Source organism: Caulobacter sp., assembly GCF_035254145.1.
Classification (GTDB): Bacteria; Pseudomonadota; Alphaproteobacteria; order Caulobacterales; family Caulobacteraceae; genus Caulobacter.
This window is the reverse complement of sequence record NZ_DATFAV010000248.1, coordinates 1-15,467: the sequence shown is the minus strand read 5'-3', so window position 1 is coordinate 15,467 and position 15,467 is coordinate 1. Positions and strand designations below refer to the sequence as shown.

The following is a 15,467-nucleotide window of genomic DNA, read 5'->3' as shown; positions in this document are numbered from 1 at the left end:
GCCCTGCAGCTCGGCCACGACCGCCTGCACGCGAGAACCGCGCATGCCGACGCAGGCGCCGACCGGGTCGATCGAGCTGTCGTTCGAGATGACGGCCATCTTGGCGCGCGAACCCGGGTCGCGGGCCACGGCGCGGATCTCGATGACGCCGTCGTAGACTTCCGGCACTTCCTGGGCGAACAGCTTGGCCATGAAGCCGCCGTGCGCGCGGCTCAGCATGATTTGCGGACCCTTGGTCTCGCGGCGGACGTCGTAGATGTAGGCGCGGATGCGGTCGCCGACGTTGAAGTTCTCGCGCGGGATCGACTGGTCGCGGCGCATGATGCCTTCGCCACGGCCCAGGTCGACGATGACGTTGCCGTATTCGACGCGCTTGACGCTGCCGTTGACGATCTCGCCGACGCGATCCTTGTACTCGTCGTACTGACGCTCGCGCTCGGCCTCGCGGACCTTATGCATGACGACCTGGCGGGCCATCTGGGTCTGGACGCGGCCGATCTCGAACGGCGGCAGGACCTCTTCGTAGATCTTGCCGACCTCGGCGTCGCGCCAGGCGCGCTTGGCGATCGACAGCTGCATCTTGCCGATCTCGCCTTCCAGCTCGGCGTCGTCGGGCACCACCTCGATCACGCGCTTCTGCGTCATCTCGCCCGTGCGCGGGTCGATCTTGACGCGGATGTCGTGCTCGGCGCCGTAGCGGGCGCGGGCGGCCTTCTGCAGGGCGTCCTCGATGGCCTCGATGACGACTTCCTTCTCGATGCTCTTTTCACGCGCGACCGCGTCGGCGATCTGCAGAAGTTCGAGCCGGTTGGCGGAGATGCCGATGGCCATGGTCAGTCCTCTTCACTTTCGGACAGGTCGTCGTTGTCGGATTTGATGCGGGCGGCGCGCTGCTCGGCGCCCCGCTTCATCAGGGCGTCGGTCATGACGAGCTTGGCGTCGATGATCCAGGCGAAGGGGAAGTAGACCGTGACGTCGTCCTCGCCCTCGATGTTCAGGCCGACCTGGTCGTCCTCGATCCCGGCCAGCTCGCCCTTGAAGCGCTTGCGGCCCTCGGCCACGCGGTCGAGCTCGATGCGGGCCTCGAGACCTGCGTAGTCCTCGAAGTCCTTCAGGCGGGTCAGCGGACGGTCGACGCCGGGGCTGGAGACTTCTAGCGTGTACTCGCCCGCGATCGGGTCGGCGGCGTCCATCACCTCGGAAATGGCGCGGGACAGACGGGCGCAGTCCTCGACGTTCATGTCCCCGCCGGAGCCGTCCTCCAGCAGCGGATGCTCGGCCATGATCTGCAGGCGACGCTGCTCGGCCCCGCCCATCAGGCGCAGGCGCACGATCTCATAGCCGAGGCTCTCGGCGACGGGATCGAGCATCTCGATCAGATCACGGTCTTCCTGCGTCTTGCCGCGCACGTTCTTCTCAAACTCTTCAGGCGGTCGCCGACCCTGCGAGGCGAGGTGGCGGCCAAACAAAAAGCGGCAGCCTTTCGGGCCGCCGCTCGAAAGCGCCATCTAGCGCTAACGGACGATGTGGGACGGTTTATAGGCGAATTGGAAAACCTTGTCGACTCCGTCGACGCTCGCCCCTTCCGCGTCGCAGCAATTTGGGCCTATAAGCCCGTCCGCGCAGGCCGCGCCTCCCCGCGGACCAACACAAACAAAGAGTCACGATGGACCTCTCCAAGATCCCCACCGGGGCCAACCCGCCCTACGATCTCAACGCCATCATCGAAATCCCGCAGGGCGGCGAGCCGGTGAAGTACGAGATCGACAAGGAAAGCGGCGCCCTGATGGTGGACCGCTTCCTTCACACGGCGATGTTCTATCCGGCCAACTACGGCTTCATCCCGCACACCCTGGCCGACGACGGCGACCCCGCCGACATCATGGTCGTGGGCCCGACCCCGGTCGTGCCGGGCGCCATCATCCGCTGCCGCCCGATCGGCACCCTGATGATGGTCGACGAAGCCGGTTCGGACGAGAAGATCCTGGCCGTGCCGGTCGACAAGCTGCACCCGTTCTACACGGGCGTTTCCAGCTGGCGTGACCTGCCGACCATCCTGACCGAGCAGATCGCCCACTTCTTCCAGCACTACAAGGACCTGGAAAAGGGCAAGTCGACCAAGATCAGCGGCTGGGCCGACATCGAGGAGACCGCCGACATCATCCGCACGGCGATCAAGCGCTACAACGAGACGTACTGATTTAGACGATGATTCCCTCCCCCTCGTGGGGAGGGTGGCCCCGACAGGGGTCGGGTGGGGTTTTGCTGAACATCAGACCCCACCCACCGGCTACGCCGGTCCCCCTTCCCACAAGGGGGAGGGAAATTTCCAGCTATTTCCGGACGAAGTCCAGGAACACCGGGGCGCAGTCGCCCAGCTTCTTTTCCTCATAGCGCGTGGTGACGTGGTCGGCCGGGATCGCGTTGCGGTCCGCCGCCTCGTCCGCGAAGCGGAAGTTCGGATCGGCCAGCACCCGCTCGGCCGTCCATTCGGCGTAGTCGGCCCAGTCGGTGGCGAACCGCAGCGCCGCTCCAGACTTCATCACCCGGGCCAGCCTGGCGACGAATTCCGGCTGGATCAGGCGGCGCTTGTTGTGGCGGGCCTTGTGCCAGGGATCGGGGAACATGATGAGCACCCGGTCCAGGCACGCGTCGGGCAGCCAGTCGACGACGTCGCGGGCGTCGCCCTCGTGGATGCGGACGTTCTTCAGGGCCTGTTCCTCGACGTGGCGCACGGCGCTGGCCACGCCATTGACGAACGGCTCGGCGCCGATCACCAGCGTCTCGGGATGACGCCCGGCCTGGGCGGCCATGTGCTCGCCGCCGCCGAAGCCGATCTCCAGCCAGACGGCCCTGGCCTCGGGCATCAGGTCCAGCGGCCGGAACGGCCCCTGGGGCACGGCGATCTCGGGCAGCAGGGTGTCGAGCAACGCCTGCTGGCGCGGCTTCACCGGGCGCGACTTCAGCCGGCCGAACGAGCGCAGCGGCCCGTGGGGTTGTTGCGGGTTGGTCATGGGGCGCTGTTTAGAACCGACAGTCGAGAATGCAATATCTTCGCCTTCCCAGGCCTTGCGCCTAGGACCCAGGGTTGGGCCAAGCTCGGAGATCCAGAAACGCAAACCGCCGGCGTCGCGGATCTCTGTCGAGGGCGACGCCGGCGGAATATGGGTCCTAGGCGCTAAGGCCTAGGAAGGCGGGTTTGGTGGACCGTTACGCCAGACCCTTCAGTTCGCCGACCAGGTCGGTCTTCTCCCATGAGAAGCCGCCCTCGTTGTCCGGCGTGCGGCCGAAGTGGCCGTAGGCCGCGGTGCGGGCGTAGATCGGGCGGTTCAGCTGCAGGTGCTCGCGGATCGAGCGCGGCGTGGCGCCGCCGATCAGCTGCGGCAGGATCTTTTCCAGCACGGCCGGATCGACCTTGCCCGTGCCATGCAGGTCGACGTGGAACGACACCGGCTGGGCCACGCCGATGGCGTAGGCAATCTGGATGGTGCAGCGGTCAGCCAGGCCCGAGGCCACGACGTTCTTGGCCAGATAGCGGCAGGCGTAGGCGGCCGAGCGGTCGACCTTGGTCGGATCCTTGCCCGAGAACGCGCCGCCGCCGTGCGGGGCCGCGCCGCCGTAGGTGTCGACGATGATCTTGCGGCCCGTGACGCCGGCGTCGCCGTCCGGGCCGCCGATTTCGAAGCGGCCGGTCGGATTGACCAGCCATTGGGTCTTCTTGGTGATCAGGCCGTCCGGGAACACCGGCAGGATATGCGGCTTGATCAGGTCCAGAACGCGCTTGGAGGTCGCGGCCTTGCCGTCGATCTTCTTCTTGTGCTGGTGGCTGACGACGATCGAGACGACGCGCGTCGGGCGGCCATTGCCGTCATACTCCAGGGTCACCTGGCTCTTGGCGTCGGGCTCCAGCTCATGCAGCTCGCCCGAGTGGCGCAGTTCGGCCAGGCGCTTGAGGATATTGTGGCTGTACTGCAGCGTCGCCGGCATCAGCTCCGGGGTCTCGGTGCTGGCGTAGCCGAACATGATGCCCTGGTCGCCGGCGCCCTCGTCCTTCTTTTCGGTGGCGTCCACGCCCTGGGCGATGTGCGCCGACTGGCCATGCAGATAGTTGGCGTACTTGGCCTTTTGCCAGTGGAAGCCCTTCTGCTCGTAGCCGATGTCCTTGATCGCCTCGCGGACCTTCGGCTCCAGCGAGCCGAGGATGTCCTTGGTCAGCTGCTTGTTGGTCTTCTTGTCGCCGCCCGGCTTGCCGGCGCGAACCTCGCCCGCCAGGACGATGCGGTTGGTGGTGACCAGCGTCTCGCAGGCCACGCGGGCCTCGGGATCCGCGCTCAGGAAGGCGTCGACGACAGTGTCACTGATGCGATCCGCGACCTTGTCGGGATGGCCCTCGGAAACGCTCTCGCTGGTGAAGATGTAGGACGAACGGGTCAAGAGACAGCTCCGGCCATGAGGACTGCGTGCAGGCGCACGCACGCCGTGTAGGCGTTTAGTTAGACCAGGATCATATAAAGATATGTTTATGCGGGCAAGCAAGCCTGACGATCAATCGTCGGCGCCCGCTTCTTCCTCGGCCATGGAGCGGACCAGCTCCAGGATTCGCCGACGCACTTTCAGGCGGGTGATCTTGGGAAACAGCGTGGCTAGCTCCAGCCCTTCGGGCGTCATCAGGAAGTCGTGAACGAACGGCTCGCCGCCTTCGGCCATCCCCTCGCCGGTCGAGCCCAGGCCCTCGAAGAAGTAGCCGACCGACGACTGCAGGCTGCGGGCGATTTCATAGAGTTTGCTGGCGCTGACGCGATTGGCGCCGCGCTCGTACTTCTGGACCTGCTGGAAGGTCAGACCCAAGTCCTCGGCCAGGCGTTCCTGGCTGACGCCCAGGATCTTGCGGCGCATGCGAATGCGCGCGCCGACGTGCAGGTCGACGGGATTTGGGTGGCGTTCGGTGTCCGACGGCTCGCTCATACCAACGCTTGATAGCTGAAATTGCGGTTTTAATTCAGCCCGAGTCTTTCAAGCGCGCAATAGACAGCAAGGATTTACCTGCTCTTAGGCGAGCCGACGCAACCGCAGATATCAGTAGAAGTGCGAAGAACGGCAGATCACCGAAGTCGTCGAAGGGCGTAACCTGGCCTCGCGCTGGTATTGTGGCGTCGATGACTCCGCTTTTTCCTAGATCCAGGCGGGTCCCATCGATGAGTCGACCGCGCGCGTCGATGACAGCGCTTACGCCCGTAGGCGTGGCGCGCAGGATCGGCCGCGCGCTTTCGATCGCGCGGTAGCTGGCCAGATTCAGGTGCTGGAGCGGCCCCGAGGTGACGCCGAACCAGGCGTCGTTCGAGACATTGATCAGGACACGGACGTCATCGTCGCGTCGCGCCAAGCCCGGGAACAAACTCTCGTAGCAGATCAGCGGCTGGACCAGCAGGTTGGGCGAGACGCGCAGCGGGGCCGGCCTAGGTCCCGTGGCGAAGCCGTCGCCCAGGTGGGCCAGGCTCTTGAACCCAATTCGGGTCAGGAACGCCTCGGCCGGCAGGTATTCGCCGAACGGCACCAGTCGGTGCTTGTCGTAGACGCCGACGACCTCCAGGTCTGTCGCCGTGCGGCGCAGGGCGATCAAGCTGTTGTAGTAGACGGGCTTGTCGACCGACCCCTCGTAGCGATAGCCGCCGATCAGCAGGGTCTGGCCGGGCCGGACGCTGTCGAGGATCGCCTGGCGCACCCAGGTCCCTGGCGCCAGATAGTCGTTGATCGCAGCGGGCAGAGCGCCCTCGGGCCAGATCACGAGATCCGAAGGCTGGCCCGCATAGGGCCTGGCCGTCAGCGAGACGTAGGCCTGGACAATCTGGGCGAAGCGGGTCGCGTCCCACTTGGCGTCCTGCTGGATATCGGCCTGGACGATGCGGACGCTGATCGGCGGCCCCTCGGCCAGCGGCCGGGAGCGGACGACCGCGCCATAGCCATAGAGCGCGACCAGCGCGGCGCCGGCCGAGGCCAGGGCGACACGGCCGCCACGTCCCTCGCGCCAGACAGCCGGGGCGGCGGCGATGGCCAGGGTGATCCAGGTTAGGCCGTAGGCGCCGACCAGGGCGGCGGCCTGGGACGGCGCCGAGCCCGCGCGCCAAGTCTCGCCGGGCAGGTTCCAGGGGAAGCCGGTCAGGACATGGCCGCGAGCCCACTCCAGGGCCGCGAAGGCGCCGGCGAAGGCCAGTACGCGCCAGACTCCGGTCGGGCGAGCCAAACGATAGACCAGCGCCGCCAGACCCCAGAACAGGGCCAGGCCCGCGGCCATGGCGGCGACGGCGAACGGCGCCATCCAGCCCTGGTTGGCGGCGTCGACCATGAAGGCCTCCGCGATCCACCAGGTGCCCAGGGCGAAATAGCCGACGCCCGCCAGCCAGCCCCGCCAGAAGGCCGATCGCAGCGACCTGGCCGCGTCGGCGTCGTCCAGCAGGTGCAGAAGCAGGGCGTAGCCGAGAAGGCCCGGCAGAACGCCGAACGGCGGATGGGCCAGCGCCGCAGCGAGGCCCGCGACCAGCGCCAGCAGCGGCCCGCTCCAGGCTCGCTGGCGAAAACGGCTCCAGACGTTCACGAGGCCTCGACGTCCTCGGAAGCGGCCTCGGCGTTCGACGACGTCTTCGGCGCGGGACCGCCGCGCACCCGCACCCGGCGCACCCGGCGCGGGTCGGCCTCGACGACCTCGAACTCGTAACCGTCGGGATGAGCGATGACCTCGCCCCGCTGCGGCACGCGGCCAGCTAGGGCGACGACCAGGCCCGCGACGGTGTCGATGTCCTCTTCCATGTCCGTGGGCGCCAGTTCACGACCAAGAGCCGCCTCCAGCTCCTCCAGCGGCGCGCGGGCGTCGGCGTCGTAGACGCCGCCCGGGCGCGCCACGATCGAGGCGGCGGCCGCGTCGTCGTGCTCGTCGTCGATCTCGCCGACCACCGCCTCGATCAGGTCTTCCATGGTCACCAGCCCGTCGGTGCCGCCGAACTCGTCGATGACCAGAGCCATGTGCATCCGGCTGGTGCGCATGCGCAGCAGAAGGTCGGCCGCCTTCATCGAGGCGGGCACGTACAGGGCCTCGCGGCGCAGCTTGTGCAGGACGAGATCGGTCGGGGCCGGTCGCCGGGCCTCTTGGGCCAGCAGGCCGAAGACGTCCTTGACGTGGACGACGCCGACGGGATCGTCCAGCGTCTCGCGATAGATCGGCATCCGCGAGTGCCCGGCCTCGACGAACTGGGCGGCCACGGCCTCGAACGGCGTGGAGAGCTCGACCGAGACGATGTCGGCGCGTGGCGTCATGACGTCGGCGACCCGCAGGGTCTGGAACGCTTCGGCCTGGTCGACGATGTCGACCTCGCCGCTCTGGGCCGGCGCCTCGGGAGCGCGCAGGACCTCGCCGTCGCCGGCGATCAGCCGCTTGCGCATGCGGCGAAGGAACGCCCGCACGCCCCGGCTTCTTCGAGCCGGAACGGCGGGCTGTTGACTAGGCTCGTCGCTGGGCATGGCCCTCGTCAGCGCCCCTCTTCTTCCCCAGAAACAAGATCTGGGCTGGCGTAAGGGTCTGGAACGTCCAGCCCCGCCAGGATCTCGCGTTCGAGCGCCTCCATGGCTTGCGCCTCGTCGTCGCGCTCGTGGTCGTATCCTAGGAGATGAAGCACGCCGTGCGCCACCAGATGTTGCAGGTGGTGGCTGAGCGGCTTGCCCTGCTCGGCCGCCTCCCGGGCGCAGACGCCGTAGGCCAAGGCGATGTCGCCGATCTGGCCCTCGGGATTGGCCTCGGGGTTCTGGGGCGAGGGGAAGGACAGGACGTTGGTGGCGTAGTCCTTCTGGCGAAAGTCGCGGTTCAGCGCCTGGACGCTGTCGTCGTCGGTCAGGAGGATGACGATCCCCTGGCCTTCGATGTCCTCGTGCGCGTCCAGCACGGCCTGGGCCGCGCGCCAGACCAGGGCCTCGGTCTCGGCTTCCGCCTTGGTCCAGGCCTCGTCCTCGATCTCGATATCGACGGTGATGGTCATGGGCCTAGCGGGGCGTGCTTTGCGCCGCGTCGGCGTCGTAGGCCTTGACGATGCGCTCGACCAGCGGGTGGCGCACGACATCGGCCGAGGTGAAGCGCGAGACCGCCACGCCCTCGACTCCTTCCAGGATCGACACGGCGTGAGCCAGGCCCGAGTCGCGCGGATTGAGCAGGTCGACCTGGGTCGGGTCACCGGTGACCACCATGCGCGCGCCCTCGCCCAGACGGGTCAGCACCATCTTCATCTGCAGGCGCGAGCAGTTCTGGGCCTCGTCGACGATGACGAAGGCGTGGGCCAGCGTGCGCCCGCGCATGAAGGCGATCGGGGCGACCTCGATCTCGAGCTTCTCACGGCGTCGGCGCAGCTGGTCGGCGCCCATGATGTCGGTCAGGGCCTCCCAGACGGGCGCCATGTACGGATCGACCTTCTCGTTCAGGTCGCCCGGAAGGAAGCCCAGCTTCTCGCCGGCCTCGACGGCGGGGCGGGTGACGATCAGGCGATCGACCTCGCCGCGCAGCAGCATGCCCGCGCCATGGGCCACGGCCAGGAAGGTCTTGCCGGTGCCGGCGGGGCCCAGGCCAAAGCTCAGCGGATGGCTGGCCATGGCCTCCATGTAGCGGGCCTGGCCCTTGGTCTTGGGCGAGACATTGCCCTTGCGCACGGCGCGGGGCGAGGCCTGGCCGCCGGTCTCGTGGGCCGAGCCGATGGCGATGCGAACGTCGGCCTCGACCACTTCCTCGCCGGCGTCGGCGCGGGCGGCCAGGGCGCTCAGGGCGCGCTTGGCGCTGGTGCGGCCCCGCGCGTCGCCGGTGATGGTGACGCCGCCGCCCGGCGTCTCGATCAGCACCTTGAAGGCGTCCTCGATCAGCGCCGCGTGACGGCCGCCAGGACCGGAGACGGCATGGACCGCGTCGTCGGACAGCGGCAGGAACTCGGGGGTGCGGCTCAAGCGGACTCCAGCATGGGCTCCAGAACGCCGGCCAGGCTCATCTTGGCGGCGCTCTCGATACGGACGGGAACGATCTTCCCCAGCAATTGTTCGCCGCCCTCGCAATGGACGGCCTGCAGATATGGGCTGCGACCCACGATCTGGCCAGGGTGGCGGCCGGGCTTCTCGAACAGCACCGGCAGCGTCTTGCCGACCTGCGCCGCATTGAAGGCGCGCTGCTGGTCGTCCAGCAGCTGATTGAGACGCTCCAGGCGCTCGGCCTTGACCGCCTCCTCGACCTGGCCAGGCATGGCCGAGGCCGGGGTGCCGGGTCGACGGGAATATTTGAACGAGAACGCCGAGGCGAAGCCGACCTCGCGAACCAGCTCCAGGGTCTTCTCGAAGTCAGCGTCCCGTTCGCCGGGGAAGCCGACGATGAAGTCGCCGCTCATGGCGATGTCAGGCCGCGCCGCGCGGATGCGCTCGATCAGCCGGACATAGCTCTCGGCCGTGTGGTCGCGGTTCATGGCCTTGAGGATCTTGTCCGACCCCGCCTGCACCGGCAGGTGCAGATAGGGCATCAGCTCCGGCAGCTCGCCATGGGCCTCGATCAGATCGTCGCCCATGTCGCGCGGATGGCTGGTCGTGTAGCGGATGCGGTCCAGGCCATCGATGTGAGCCAGCCGGCGAACCAGCTTGGCCAAGGAAGACCCGTCGCCGTCATAGGCGTTGACGTTCTGGCCCAACAGGGTGACCTCGCGCACGCCCTGGCCGGCCAGACGCTTGGCCTCCTCGACGATGTCGTTCACCGGCCGCGACCATTCGCCGCCGCGCGTATAGGGCACCACGCAGAAGGTGCAGAACTTGTCGCAGCCTTCCTGCACCGTCAGGAAGGCGGTTACCCCCGTCACGTGGCGTTCGGCCGGCAGGGCGTCGAACTTCTCGTCGGCGGCGAAGTCGGCGGCCAGACGCTCGCCGGTCGCCCGATGGGCGCGGGCGATCAGTTCGGGCAGCTGGTGGTAGGCCTGCGGGCCGACGACCAGATCGACCGCCTTCTGGCGATGCATGATCTCCTTGCCCTCGGCCTGGGCGACGCAGCCGGCCACGGCGATGGTCATGCGACCGCCGGCCTCGGCCTTGCGATCCTTCATCTGCTTGATGTAGCCGAGCTCGGAATAGACCTTCTCGGTGGCCTTCTCGCGGATGTGGCAGGTGTTCAGCACCACCAGGTCCGCGCCCTCCGGATCATCGACAACGCCATAGCCCAGCGGACGCAGGACATCGGCCATGCGCTCGCTGTCATAGACGTTCATCTGACAGCCGTAGGTCTTGATAAAGAGGCGCTTTTGCGGGGTCTCGCTCATCGGGCGAGGTTATGGGGTCGAGAGGCCCAGTGTGCAAGTGTGGGTTCCTCCCCCGCGATGCGGGGGAGGTGGCCCAAAGGGCCGGAGGGGGCTAGCTCGGCCTTCGCGGCGTTCGCCCCCTCAGTCACTCCGTGACAGCTCCCCCGCATCGCGGGGGAGCATCTGGATTACTCCTCCAGCGGCACGCCGTAGAGTTCCAGCCGGTGATCCACCAGCTTGTAGCCGAGCTTGCGGGCGATGGCGTTCTGCAGTGCCTCGATCTCCTCGTCCACGAACTCGACGACCTTGCCGGTCTTCATGTCGATCAGGTGGTCGTGGTGATGGCTCGGGGTCTCTTCGTAGCGCGAGCGGCCGTCACGGAAGTCGTGCCGCTCGATGATCCCGCTCTCCTCGAACAGCCGCACGGTGCGATAGACCGTGGCGATCGAGATGTGCGGATCAATGGCGTGGGCGCGACGGTGCAGCTCCTCGACATCGGGATGGTCTTCGGCCGACGACAGCACGCGCGCGATCACGCGGCGCTGGTCCGTCATGCGCATGCCCTTTTCGATGCAGGCCTTTTCGAGTCGATCCAAGGCGGAGCCTCCGTCTGAGTCGCCGGCAAGATAGGCAATCAGCCCTTAAGTGTTAAGCGTCCGCCGCATGACCAGGGCGTCCTTGGCCCCATCCGGGTGGGGATAATAGCCCTTCCGCACGCCGACCTTGGAAAAACCGGTGGATTGGTAGAGGGCGATCGCCGCCAGATTGTCGGCCGCGACCTCCAGGAACAGGGCTTCGGCGCCGGTCTCGGCGGCGACGCCGGCGGCGATCTCGACCAGGGCCGCGCCCCAGCCGCGCCGGCGCGCGGCCGGGTCGACGGCGATGGTCAGGATCTCGGCCTCGCCGGCGATCGAACGGCAGAGGATGAACCCCTTCGGCTCGGCCGGTTCGCCAGCCTCGCCCAGCACCGCGAAAGCGCCCGGCGACTTCAGCAGGTCATCGAACTCCAGCGCCGTCCAGGGCCGGTCGAAGGCCCTGTCGTGCAGGTCGGCGAGATCGAAAGCGGCCTCCGGGCCGACGGGACGCAGGTTCATGCGAAGGACCTAGGCCGCCGGCAGCGTGGCGTAGGGCGCGCGCAGATAGAGCGGCCGGGGCGAATGGGCCGGAGTCGGCTTGGAGTCGGCCAGGCGGGCCACGGCGACGGGATCGGGCGCGGCTGGGGTCAGCACCGTCGCGCCGGTCAGGGCGTCGGCCAGCAGGGGCGCGCCCGAACCGACCAGGGTCGCCGGTCCGCCGGAATAGAGTTCGGCCAGGCGCGCGGCCGCCTCGCCAAGCCCCAGGGCGTCCGGGGCCATCAGCGGCGTCCCGTTCGCGAAGACCTGGAGATAGACCTGACTCATCCGCACATCGATGACGGCGGCGGCGAAGCCGGGAACGCCGAACGTCAGGCTCTCCAGCGTGTTGACGCCCACGCAAGGGATCGACAGCGCCGTCGCCAGGCCCTTGGCGAAGGCCAGACCCACGCGCAGGCCGGTGAACGAGCCTGGACCGACGGTCACGCCGATACGGTCGAGGTCAGCGAAGGCCACGCCGGCTTCGAGCGCGGCCTCGCGGGCCAGGACGCCAATGCGTTCCTGGTGGCCACGGGTCATCGGCTCGCTGCGGACGGCCAGCACGCGCTCGCCGTCCAGCACGGCGACAGAGCTGGCGCCGAGGCAGGTGTCGATCGAAAGGATCATGGATCAGGCGGCGCCGACGACCGCGCCTTCGGCGGGACGCCAGACCAGGGCGTTGAGCTGGCCCTTGGCCTTCAGGACCGCCTCGGACGGCAGGCCCGGCCCGGTCCAGCCGGGGACGCCGAACACATAGGAGACGCTCGGCGCCTCGGGACGGACGCAGATCGTCTGGTTGATCTCCCGCCCCTGCCCCGCCCGGCATTGGTCGATCGTGAAGCCAAGATCGCCCCACTTGGCCAGCAATTGCTCGCCCTTGGGACCGCGGACCTCGCCAGCGGCGGCCGCGACATAGGCGATCGCGCCTTCGTCCGTCTTGCCGATCTCCAGCAGCGGGGCATTGTCCTGCTCGACATTGATGATCGGCTGGGCCGGGCCTTCGCCGAAGTGAAGGAAGGCCTGTTCGACCTTGGCCTTGGGGAACAGGGCCTTCAGCGTCGGAAGATCGAAGGCGGTCGAGCCGCTGATCGGGCCCACGCCGTCTTTGGTCACGTTCAGCGGACCGCCGGCGTAGGGCGTGACCGCGACGGCCACCGGCCCTTTGGCGCCGGATTGGGCGGCCGGCTTGGCGGCGTCGGCGGTTTCGTCCTTCTTGGCCGGCCCGCAGGCGGCCAGCAGGACGAGCGGCAGGGCGAGGAGGGTGTGGCGGAGGGTCATGAAGGCATTTTAGCCCGAGCGCCCTCCGCCGTCACCCGATCAGAGGATCTTCGCCGCTTCGTCGAAGTCGAGGCGCGGATTGCGCGGGAAGAGGTTCTCGTCGGTGCCGTAGCCGATCGAGGCGATGAAGTTGCTCTTGATGTTCGTGCCCGCGAAGAAGGCGGCGTCCACGCCGGCGTTGTCGAAGCCCGACATCGGACCGACGTCCAGGCCCAGGGCCCGGGCGGCCAGGATCAGATAGCCGCCCTGCAGCGAGCTGTTGCGCAGCGCGCCCCACTCCTTGGCCACCGGATCGGGGAACCAGTCCTTGGCGCCCGGCGCGTGCGGGAAGAGCTTGGGAAGCGTCTGCGGAAAATCGAGGTCATAGCCGACGATCACCGTCACCGGCGCCTGCAGGATCTTCACCCCATTCGAACCCGACGACAGCGCCGCCAGCTTGGCCTTGGCCTCGGGGCTGGTGAGGAACAGGAAGCGGGCCGGCGTCGAGTTGGCGGCGGTCGGGCCGAACTTCACCAGGTCGTACAGCTCGCGCAGCACGGCCTCGGGGATGGGATCGGACTTCCAGCCGTTGCGAGTGCGAGCTTCGGTGAACAGTTGGGCGAGCGCCGGCGTGTCGAGCTTGGCCATGAGCGATCCTTGAGAAACCTATTTGCAACTACAATGGTTACAATAAGACCTTCCCCATCGCCGCGCAAGCGCCGGTCGGCGTCCGGTCCCGATCAGCCCAGGGTTTGCTCGACCCGGGTCACTTCCGGCACATAGTGCTTGAGCATGTTCTCCACGCCCGCCTTCAGCGTCGCCGAGGACGAGGGGCAACCCGAGCAGGCTCCGCGCATGTGCAGCCAGACGACGCCCGTCTGCGACTCGAAACGCGAGAAGACGATGTCGCCCCCATCTTGGGCTACGGCCGGACGGATGCGGGTGTCCAGCAGCTCCTTGATCTCGGCGACGATCTGCGAGGTCTCCTCGTCGTAGTCGCCCTCGTCGTGCCCGCCAGCCGGCTCGGCGTCCAGCAGCAGCGGTCGGCCGCTGGTGAAGTGGTCCATTATGGCCGCCAGGATCGGCGCCTTCAGGTGCGGCCACTGGGCGCTCTCGCCCTTGGTCACCGTCAGGAAGTCGGGACCGAAGAACACCCGCGTCACGTCGCCGAGGTCGAACAGCGCCTGGGCCAGGGGCGAGGCACCTCCCTCCTCCGGCGTGCGGAACTCGCGAGCGCCGTCCCCCAGCACTTCGCGGCCGGGCAGGAACTTCAGGACCTCGGGATTGGGCGTGGTTTCGGTCTGAATGAACATGGCTTCCAAATGGACCTCGACGCCCTCCGACGCAAGACCGCCACGTGGTCGCACAAAGAAAGTGACACAGGCGTCATTTTCTGGCGTCATACTGGCAAAACAACGATCGGCGGGAGGATCAGATGAGCGACGGTTCGGTGGACCTGAAGGAAGCCGCGCAGGCGAAGGCCTATGCGACGCCCCTGGAGGATATGCACGTAGCCGATCCGGCCTTGTTCCAGGCCGACGCCATGTGGCCCTATTTCGAGCGGCTGCGGAAGGAAGCGCCCGTCCACTATTCCAAGGGCGACGAGGAGACCGGGCCCTACTGGTCGATCACCCGTTACAACGACATCATGACGGTCGACACGACCCACCAGGTCTTCTCGTCCGACGCGCATCTGGGCGGCATCACGATCCGGAACTTCGACGAGGACTTCGTCCTGCCGATGTTCATCGCCATGGACCCGCCCAAGCACGACATCCAGCGCAAGACCGTCAGCCCGATCGTCTCGCCGCAGAATCTGGCCAAGCTGGAGGGGATCATCCGCGAGCGCGTCCAGCAGATCCTGGACACCCTGCCGATCGGCGAGCCCTTCGACTGGGTCGACAAGGTCTCGATCGAGCTGACCACCCAGATGCTGGCCACCCTGTTCGACTTCCCCTGGGAGGAGCGCCGCAAGCTGACCCGCTGGTCGGACGTCGCCACCGCCTCGCCCGAGAGCGGCATCGTCGAGAGCGAGGAGGCGCGTCGCGCCGAGCTGCTGGAATGCCTGGCCTATTTCACCAATCTCTGGAACGAGCGGGTCAATCAGACCGAGCCGGGCAGCGACCTGATCTCGATGCTGGCCCACGGCGAGGCCACCCGCGACATGCCGCCCATGGAGTATCTGGGCAATGTCATCCTGCTGATCGTCGGCGGCAACGATACGACGCGCAACTCGCTGACCGGCGGCCTCTACGCCCTCTCCAAGAACCCGCGGGAAGAGGCCAAGCTGCGCGCCGATCCCGAGCTGATCCCGAACATGGTTTCGGAGATCATCCGCTGGCAGACCCCCCTGGCCCACATGCGCCGCACGGCGCTGGAGGATTTCGAGCTCTCCGGCCAGACGATCAAGAAGGGCGACAAGGTCGTCATGTGGTACGTTTCGGGCAACCGCGACGACACGGTCATCGAGAACGCCGACGCCTTCATCATCGACCGCCCCAACGCCCGCCGTCACCTGTCGTTCGGCTTCGGCATCCACCGCTGCGTGGGCAACCGCCTGGCCGAGATGCAACTGCGCATCGTCTGGGAGGAGATCCTCAAGCGCTTCCCAAGGATCGAGGTGCTGGAAGAGCCCAAACGGGTCTATTCGACCTTCGTGAAGGGCTACGAGCGGATGATGGTCCGGATCCCGGAGCGGATTTAGTCGCCTTCTCCCAGAGGGAGAAGGAGGACCCACGCCGATAGGCGTGGGAGGGGTTGCGGCGGTCCAGGGTGAAACCCTCCCACCGCTTCGCGGCGGGCC

At 67.5% G+C, this 15,467-nt stretch carries 18 protein-coding genes; 2 read left to right on the top strand and 16 right to left on the bottom strand.

The genetic code is table 11. The features are described from left to right. Together nusA and rimP are read right to left on the bottom strand one after the other, a co-directional pair. The coding region (gene nusA, locus VJ655_RS15415) for a transcription termination factor NusA (protein ID WP_324112562.1) at positions 1–831 on the bottom strand (831 nt) is incomplete at its 3' end. 2 nt (positions 832–833) lie between these two features. Then, positions 834–1,409, bottom strand: coding sequence for a ribosome maturation factor RimP (gene rimP, locus VJ655_RS15410; protein WP_324112560.1), 576 nt, complete (start codon positions 1,407–1,409; stop codon positions 834–836). Between the two features lie 257 nt (positions 1,410–1,666). On the opposite strand from rimP, the gene ppa reads away from it, so the two are divergent. Continuing rightward, positions 1,667–2,200 carry an inorganic diphosphatase gene (ppa, locus tag VJ655_RS15405; RefSeq protein ID WP_013077233.1) on the top strand — a complete coding sequence of 178 codons (534 nt, stop codon included), beginning with the start codon at positions 1,667–1,669 and terminating at the stop codon, positions 2,198–2,200. A gap of 133 nt (positions 2,201–2,333) precedes the next feature. Here ppa and trmB read toward each other — a convergent pair whose 3' ends face one another. The 14 genes from trmB to VJ655_RS15335 all read right to left on the bottom strand — a co-directional run bounded on the left by trmB (position 2,334) and on the right by VJ655_RS15335 (position 13,977). Beyond that, positions 2,334–3,014, bottom strand: coding sequence for a tRNA (guanosine(46)-N7)-methyltransferase TrmB (gene trmB / locus VJ655_RS15400; RefSeq protein WP_324112556.1), 681 nt, complete (start codon positions 3,012–3,014; stop codon positions 2,334–2,336). Between the two features lie 196 nt (positions 3,015–3,210). Next, positions 3,211–4,434 carry a methionine adenosyltransferase gene (metK, locus tag VJ655_RS15395; RefSeq protein WP_324112554.1) on the bottom strand — a complete coding sequence of 408 codons (1,224 nt, stop codon included), beginning with the start codon at positions 4,432–4,434 and terminating at the stop codon, positions 3,211–3,213. Between the two features lie 111 nt (positions 4,435–4,545). Continuing rightward, on the bottom strand, positions 4,546–4,965 hold the full coding sequence (locus VJ655_RS15390) for a helix-turn-helix transcriptional regulator (protein ID WP_324112552.1): 420 nt from the start codon (positions 4,963–4,965) through the stop codon (positions 4,546–4,548). Between the two features lie 34 nt (positions 4,966–4,999). Next, positions 5,000–6,592, bottom strand: a complete 1,593-nt coding sequence (gene lnt, locus VJ655_RS15385; protein ID WP_324112550.1) for an apolipoprotein N-acyltransferase — start codon at positions 6,590–6,592, stop codon at positions 5,000–5,002. Then, positions 6,589–7,512 (bottom strand): hemolysin family protein, encoded by a 924-nt coding sequence (locus tag VJ655_RS15380; protein ID WP_324112548.1) that lies wholly within the window; start codon positions 7,510–7,512, stop codon positions 6,589–6,591. Before VJ655_RS15380 ends, lnt begins: the two co-directional genes overlap by 4 nt. An 8-nt stretch (positions 7,513–7,520) precedes the next feature. Continuing rightward, complete coding sequence (ybeY, locus tag VJ655_RS15375) at positions 7,521–8,006, bottom strand: rRNA maturation RNase YbeY (RefSeq protein ID WP_324112564.1); 486 nt, start codon at positions 8,004–8,006, stop codon at positions 7,521–7,523. Positions 8,007–8,028: 22 nt separating this feature from the next. Then, positions 8,029–8,973, bottom strand: a complete 945-nt coding sequence (locus tag VJ655_RS15370) for a PhoH family protein (RefSeq protein ID WP_324112546.1) — start codon at positions 8,971–8,973, stop codon at positions 8,029–8,031. Then, a complete protein-coding gene (miaB, locus tag VJ655_RS15365) occupies positions 8,970–10,316 on the bottom strand; it encodes a tRNA (N6-isopentenyl adenosine(37)-C2)-methylthiotransferase MiaB (protein WP_324112544.1) in 1,347 nt (448 codons plus the stop codon). Before miaB ends, VJ655_RS15370 begins: the two co-directional genes overlap by 4 nt. 167 nt (positions 10,317–10,483) lie before the next feature. Beyond that, complete coding sequence (locus tag VJ655_RS15360; RefSeq protein ID WP_324112542.1) at positions 10,484–10,891, bottom strand: Fur family transcriptional regulator; 408 nt, start codon at positions 10,889–10,891, stop codon at positions 10,484–10,486. A 45-nt stretch (positions 10,892–10,936) separates the two neighbouring features. Then, complete coding sequence (rimI, locus tag VJ655_RS15355) at positions 10,937–11,389, bottom strand: ribosomal protein S18-alanine N-acetyltransferase (protein ID WP_324112540.1); 453 nt, start codon at positions 11,387–11,389, stop codon at positions 10,937–10,939. Positions 11,390–11,398: 9 nt separating this feature from the next. Beyond that, positions 11,399–12,034 carry a tRNA (adenosine(37)-N6)-threonylcarbamoyltransferase complex dimerization subunit type 1 TsaB gene (gene tsaB, locus VJ655_RS15350; protein WP_324112539.1) on the bottom strand — a complete coding sequence of 212 codons (636 nt, stop codon included), beginning with the start codon at positions 12,032–12,034 and terminating at the stop codon, positions 11,399–11,401. Between the two features lie 3 nt (positions 12,035–12,037). Further along, positions 12,038–12,685, bottom strand: a complete 648-nt coding sequence (locus VJ655_RS15345; protein ID WP_324112537.1) for a DUF1131 family protein — start codon at positions 12,683–12,685, stop codon at positions 12,038–12,040. 39 nt (positions 12,686–12,724) lie between these two features. After that, the gene (locus tag VJ655_RS15340) at positions 12,725–13,312 is read right to left on the bottom strand and encodes a malonic semialdehyde reductase (protein WP_324112535.1); all 588 of its coding nucleotides are present in this window, start codon (positions 13,310–13,312) and stop codon (positions 12,725–12,727) included. A gap of 92 nt (positions 13,313–13,404) precedes the next feature. Beyond that, on the bottom strand, positions 13,405–13,977 hold the full coding sequence (locus tag VJ655_RS15335; protein WP_324112534.1) for a NifU family protein: 573 nt from the start codon (positions 13,975–13,977) through the stop codon (positions 13,405–13,407). A gap of 122 nt (positions 13,978–14,099) precedes the next feature. Here VJ655_RS15335 and VJ655_RS15330 point away from each other — a divergent pair, with 122 nt between their 5' ends. Next, positions 14,100–15,368, top strand: coding sequence for a cytochrome P450 (locus VJ655_RS15330; RefSeq protein WP_324112533.1), 1,269 nt, complete (start codon positions 14,100–14,102; stop codon positions 15,366–15,368). Positions 15,369–15,467: the final 99 nt, after the last annotated feature.